The sequence below is a fragment of the Vibrio sp. 811 genome (assembly GCF_033339195.1).
Genome location: NZ_JAWOUB010000519.1, coordinates 1 through 639 on the forward strand (window position 1 = coordinate 1; position 639 = coordinate 639).

At 47.7% G+C, this 639-nt stretch carries 1 protein-coding gene; it reads right to left on the reverse strand.

Features of this window, described 5'->3' with window-relative positions; translation table 11 throughout:
• Positions 1–639: cache domain-containing protein (locus tag R7Q46_RS27835; protein ID WP_318078385.1), on the reverse strand; the 639-nt coding region annotated here is incomplete at both ends.

Sequence of the window (639 nt, forward strand, 5' to 3'; positions counted from 1 at the left end):
TCAGCTGAGTCGCAAGACCTTGGATGTTATCTACCGTACTGTGGATCAGTGATTGAGTGTGCTGACTTTGTTTATCTGCTTCATCGGTATTACGTGCTGTGTCGCTAGCAGAGCTTGCCACATGGTTAGCGGAAGAAGCCATTTCTGTCATCGCTGTTGCAATCATTGCGGTCGATTGCTGCTGAGAAACGGTAAGATCGGCGATGGAATTTGAGCGCGACTCTACTGCTGATAGCTCATCGCGTAGAGCGTGCATCGATTGTTCGAGGTTAGTCACCATGGTTGCCAATGATTGGCTCATCTTCTGAACCGCATGGTAGATACTGCCTTTTGGAGCGACGGTATCAAAGCTAGTTTGGATGTTACCTTGTGCAACCGCTTGAACCGCTTCTCGTACATCGTTAGGTTCACCTCCTAAGAGATTGAGCATTTTGCGAATTGAGATGATCAAGCCTCCAAGAATTGAACCTGCGATAACCAGACACAGCATAAGCTGCCACTGTGCTGTCGACCAAAAACGTGCATTCACTTCATTAAAGCCAATACCTGTGCCGACAACCCAACCCCAATGTGGTGTTTTTTCTGCTATCGAGTGTTTTTCTTCAATGCTGCCGTCGGCCTGTTTTTGGCTCCAGGTAT